This is a genomic window from Acinetobacter stercoris, from assembly GCF_900323515.1.
Classification (GTDB): Bacteria; Pseudomonadota; Gammaproteobacteria; order Pseudomonadales; family Moraxellaceae; genus Acinetobacter; species Acinetobacter stercoris.
In genome coordinates this window covers 1-4,795 of record NZ_OOGT01000256.1, presented here as the reverse complement: position 1 = coordinate 4,795, position 4,795 = coordinate 1, and the positions used below count along the sequence as shown (strand labels likewise).

At 35.5% G+C, this 4,795-nt stretch carries 6 protein-coding genes; 4 read left to right on the top strand and 2 right to left on the bottom strand.

Features of this window, described 5'->3' with window-relative positions; translation table 11 throughout:
* A partial coding sequence (locus KPC_RS17960) for a transposase (RefSeq protein WP_171334545.1) occupies positions 1-248 on the bottom strand: 248 nt, incomplete at its 3' end.
* A gap of 515 nt (positions 249-763) precedes the next feature.
* Here KPC_RS17960 and KPC_RS17950 point away from each other — a divergent pair.
* From KPC_RS17950 to KPC_RS17935, 4 genes are all read left to right on the top strand, one after another.
* Complete coding sequence (locus KPC_RS17950) at positions 764-1,225, top strand: hypothetical protein (RefSeq protein WP_121975700.1); 462 nt, start codon at positions 764-766, stop codon at positions 1,223-1,225.
* 190 nt (positions 1,226-1,415) lie between these two features.
* A complete protein-coding gene (apbC, locus tag KPC_RS17945; RefSeq protein ID WP_121975699.1) occupies positions 1,416-2,645 on the top strand; it encodes an iron-sulfur cluster carrier protein ApbC in 1,230 nt (409 codons plus the stop codon).
* 59 nt (positions 2,646-2,704) lie between these two features.
* A complete protein-coding gene (locus KPC_RS17940) occupies positions 2,705-3,055 on the top strand; it encodes a hypothetical protein (protein ID WP_121975698.1) in 351 nt (116 codons plus the stop codon).
* A gap of 129 nt (positions 3,056-3,184) precedes the next feature.
* On the top strand, positions 3,185-4,063 hold the full coding sequence (locus KPC_RS17935) for a 5'-methylthioadenosine/S-adenosylhomocysteine nucleosidase (RefSeq protein ID WP_121975702.1): 879 nt from the start codon (positions 3,185-3,187) through the stop codon (positions 4,061-4,063).
* 15 nt (positions 4,064-4,078) lie between these two features.
* Here KPC_RS17935 and KPC_RS17930 read toward each other — a convergent pair whose 3' ends face one another.
* Positions 4,079-4,609 (bottom strand): DUF2062 domain-containing protein, encoded by a 531-nt coding sequence (locus tag KPC_RS17930; RefSeq protein WP_121975697.1) that lies wholly within the window; start codon positions 4,607-4,609, stop codon positions 4,079-4,081.
* Between the last annotated feature and the right edge of the window lie 186 nt (positions 4,610-4,795).

The following is a 4,795-nucleotide window of genomic DNA, read 5'->3' as shown; positions in this document are numbered from 1 at the left end:
AGTTGAAAGAGGCTTTGAATAAAACCCTGTGTTTGACGTAAAGCCAGTTGGAACAGGTTGCGTATTGTCAGGGCAAACTGAATGGCAGTATCAGAGTAGGTCGGTTGACATCCTTTTTTGCCTGTAGGCATTGCATACCATTGCATTTGGGGATCAAACCAAATAGTGAAAGCACCCCGTTGGCGTAAAGCCTGATTGTACTCAGCCCAGTTGGTTGTTTTGTAGCGGCTTTTTGATTCTGTATTCATCTAAACTGTATGGGGATGAATTCCTTTTATGCAACAAAGCCTATTTTACCCCCTCCTGAAAAAGTATTTTCAAAAAAGCAAATTTTGCATTCAGCAGGGATTTATTTATGTATTTATCTGTTTATTGCTTTTCTAAATATGTTTCCTTTTGAATATGAATCAATAACAATTTTTTTGATGGTAATGTTGATGATTGTTTTAGGGTATTTATTCAGTTATGCGCTTTTTTTAATAGGTTTTTGGATCGGCAAAAGATTTTATATTTTTTTAAACTCTGATTTTGGAAAAAGTAAATTTTAAGATTTCATAAATAATGAAATTAACAATGCTAAATTTCATTTTTATCATAATTTCTTTTTAAATTAGCAAAAAAGTTCATGAGTAACATTTTGTATGGTATTTATTGCAAATTGCATTTTGGGGTTTAAATAGTCACAAGAAGCTATATAACTAAATAATACGTTTGAGCATGAACTCATTTTTAAATTTATTTACAAATCAAGAGGGTATGAACAATGGCTGATAATAAACTAGATGATTTAAAACAAACTGCATCGGAACTCGGTGATGATCTGAAGCTCAAGGCAAAAGAAGCCCAATTGCAAGGTGAAAAGACTATTAATGATCTAAAACATAATGCTCAAGAAGCAAAACTTGAAGGTGAAAAAAAACTCAATGATTTAAAACACGAAGCTGAATCGAAACATGCAGAAAGCAAAGCTGCATTTGATGAAAAAGTAGACGATGCTAAAGCCAAAGCAGAGGACCTTAAGTCTGCTACTCAAGAGAAATTAGACCATCTCAAAACTGAGGCAAGTCATAAACTGGAAGAGGCAAAACTAAAAGCAGCCGAACTGAAGCATGATGCTACTGTCAAGTTTGATGAGTTAAAGGAACAGGCAAGTGCCAAATTTGATGAACTCAAAAAAGCTGCAACAGATAAATTAAACTCTTTTAAAAAAGATGATCAGGGCTAGTTTTAATCTGAATTGCTCTATGAAAGGGTTCAAACTTGATCGAAAATCATGTTTGAACCTTTTAAAGTGTACTAAATTGGTTGGAATAATAACGACATTCAAAAAGCTTTATAAAAGTTGTCTTACTCTAAAGCATTTTTACCGCTAAACTATAAAGACTTAGCAGAATATCAGTATCTGGAGTAAACATATGTCTTGGCTTTCTTCTTTAAAATCTGTTTTTTCACCATCACAGGAGGTGAAAGAAGAAGAAATTCAGCAAGTATTACAAAACTATATCTTGCCAGGTTCAGAAAATGCACTAAAAGATCGAATAACACAGCTCAATGTGGAAGGACGTGTTTTACAAATCACAATTAATACCTATCCAGATGAAGCAAATCATTTACAGCAGATTCATGATGATCTGGCAGATGCTTTGGAAAAATGTGGAATTCAAGAACTAAATATGCATGTGATTCAGCAAAAGATTCAACATGGTGAATCTGGACATGGTTGTTCAAGTCAGTCGCATTCACATGAAAAATCTGCAAATACTAATTTACCTCCTGTCGTTGATGCTTCACCTAAAACAGAAACTGATCCAAATAATCCGCCTATTCAAAAATCAGCACCACAGCAAAGAGATGTGCCAAAACATCCCCGTATTCAAAATGTGATATTGGTTTCTTCAGGTAAAGGTGGTGTAGGAAAATCAACAACTACAGTTAACCTTGCACTTGCATTACAAAAGTTAGGACTTAAAGTCGGTGTGCTGGATGCGGATATCTATGGTCCAAGTATTCCAACCATGCTGGGAAATGCCGGAAAAACTCCCATGATCGAGGCCGAAAACTTTGTACCACTAGATGCTTATGGTATGCCCGTACTGTCAATTGGTCATTTAATCGGTGCGGAAAATACGCCAGTAGCCTGGAGGGGAGCAAAGGCAACAGGTGCATTGATGCAATTGTTTAATCAGACCTTGTGGCCTGATCTGGATATACTGGTGATTGATATGCCACCAGGGACTGGGGATATCCAGTTAACACTCGCACAGCGCATACCTGTTACTGGTGCAGTTATTGTAACGACTCCACAAAATGTGGCTTTGATGGATGCTGTAAAAGGTATTGAGTTATTTAACAAAGTCCAGATTCCTGTGATTGGTGTTGTCGAGAACATGTCAACGCATATTTGTTCGAACTGTGGACATGAAGAACAGATTTTTGGTACAGGAGGTGGGGATCAATTATCAGAACAATACCATATTCCACTCCTTGGACGTTTACCATTAAACGTTAAAATCCGCGAAAATGTAGATGCAGGAAAACCTTCAGTAATAGCGGATGATGATACTGCCGAAAGTTATATCGAAATTGCGGAAAAAATTGCATCATGGTTGCCTAAAGTCGAAAAAGACCAAAAGCGTATTTTCTGATATAAGTATCTAATAAGTAGCTCACAACTGTGAGCTGTTTTTCTAAAGGGATACCTGAAATGCTGAATTTGCTCAACAATAAAGTCTTTATGAGTCTGACAAATACATCTAATGGAGATGTAAATAGTGCGACCCGTTTTTATTACAATCAAAAAAATGGGGTGATTACTGCAACCTATTCTGGTGGTTTTGTAGTCAAAGGTTCTATTGTTGGGAAAATGCTGGATGATTACAATTTTGAAATTTGCTACCAGCATTTGACTGTTGCCGGAGAATTAAAAGCAGGTTTATGCCAAAGTAAAATCGTTTTATTAGAAAATGATGTGATTAAAATAGAAGAAACCTGGCAGTGGTTAACAGGGGATCAGTCAACAGGTACTTCTGAGCTAATAGAAGTCGTATTAAACTGATTTAAACAAGATAGATAAAGCATTTCGCATCAAATAGGAGTGCTTTATTTCGATGTGAAATATCAATATCCTTTGGTATAAACATTGCATAAACTCATGTTCTCCAATTTTAAAATTACAGATACTTTTATGCGATTTAAAAAAATTTTGTTGATTTTAATCATAAGCAGCATCACTGTATTTTCAGCATGTAATGAGCACGATTCTTCCAAAACGCAAACCGCTCAAGAGGCTTCAAAAAGTCTACAACCAATTATTATTCAGGGAGCGCTACCCATTGAGTCTGAACGTATGGCAGCTAAACTGGATAATGTGAATGTAGAAACTATAGGTGGATGGAAGTTTTGGAAAGGTACTTATCAAGGTTACCCTGTCGTCATTTCCAAGACCCGGATGGGGATGTCAAATTCAGCTGCCGCTACAGCATTGGCAATAGAACGTTATAAGCCTATTGCGATTATTAATCAGGGAACCGCAGGTGGGCATGATCCAGCCTTAAAAGTTTATGATATCGTATTAGGTCGATATTCAACCAATATAGGTGCATTTAAAACACCTAAAAAAGCATTGGGTCAAGGATCTAATACCTTGGACTGGAATGAGGCATTTGACGTATTACCAGATGATGAGTCAGATCCTGAACCAATTGCGATAAGAAAGTTTCAGGGAAATGAACAATTGATTAAAGCTGCGTTCATTGCAAAACAGCATTATACAAAAGGCAATGTTGTTGAGGGAACAATTGGATCTACTGATGTGTGGAATAATGAATTAGATCGTATAGCATTTTTCCGAACTCATTATCAAACCTCAGTCGAGGAGATGGAAGCTGCTTCAGTCGCACAAATTGCATATCAATTTAATGTACCTTTTTTAGGAATTCGTATTTTATCCAATAACCTTACTAATGGTGGTGACTATGATGCCGGGACGGGAGAAGCGTGTCAGGATTTTGTTTTGAATGTGGCTAGTGAATATATGAAAGCGCAACTAGCAGCAAAAAAATAATTTCAATTTATTGGATTAGCGTTTTTGCCATTTTTGATAAACATGATATTGCCAGACCAATCTAGTAATAAAATAAGCTAAAATGGCAAAAATCGCTGCTTCGATAATCAGACCTGTCAATAGAATTTTAGCCAGACTCAGGTCAACATAACCATGTCCAAGATTTTTTATCCAACGAACAACTTGGTGTAAAATACCTAAAATCATTTCATTATTGATCATATGAACATTATAAATCTTGGTTCCAATCCAGAAAGCAAAATAGAGAATTGGAATGATTGTAAATGGATTCATAATCCAGGCTAGCATTAAACTTATTGGTAGATTTGCATCAAATAAAATGACACATAACATAATCAGAACGCTATGAAATGGGATGGGAAGTATTCCCCAAAATGTACCGATTAACATTGCGCGAGAAATCGATTTTTTATTGACATACCAAAGAACAGGATTTAAGGCACTGTCACCAAAAATCTTGAGTATTTTTGAGTTTTTGACTGAATCGGGGGATGGAAGCCAACGATGGTAAAAACGTTTTGTCATAGACAATTTAAAGAAAATAGAGAGGCTATTTTGCCTGAATGTAGTAAGAAACAACAGTTATATTTGACAGTATAAACCTTAAACTAATATTGATTGAATTTTATTGAGTGTCATTTTGCTTGAATGGAAAGTATTTATGAGGTTTAATTTGAATTAATTCACATAAAAGTATAAATATATATATAT

What these genes read in the sequence shown, in the direction of transcription:
- KPC_RS17930 (WP_121975697.1), bottom strand. Translation starts at nt 4,609, where the DNA reads ATGACAAAACGTTTTTACCATCGTTGGCTTCCATCCCCCGATTCAGTC.
- apbC (WP_121975699.1), top strand. Translation starts at nt 1,416, where the DNA reads ATGTCTTGGCTTTCTTCTTTAAAATCTGTTTTTTCACCATCACAGGAG.
- KPC_RS17935 (WP_121975702.1), top strand. Translation starts at nt 3,185, where the DNA reads ATGCGATTTAAAAAAATTTTGTTGATTTTAATCATAAGCAGCATCACT.
- KPC_RS17950 (WP_121975700.1), top strand. Translation starts at nt 764, where the DNA reads ATGGCTGATAATAAACTAGATGATTTAAAACAAACTGCATCGGAACTC.
- KPC_RS17940 (WP_121975698.1), top strand. Translation starts at nt 2,705, where the DNA reads ATGCTGAATTTGCTCAACAATAAAGTCTTTATGAGTCTGACAAATACA.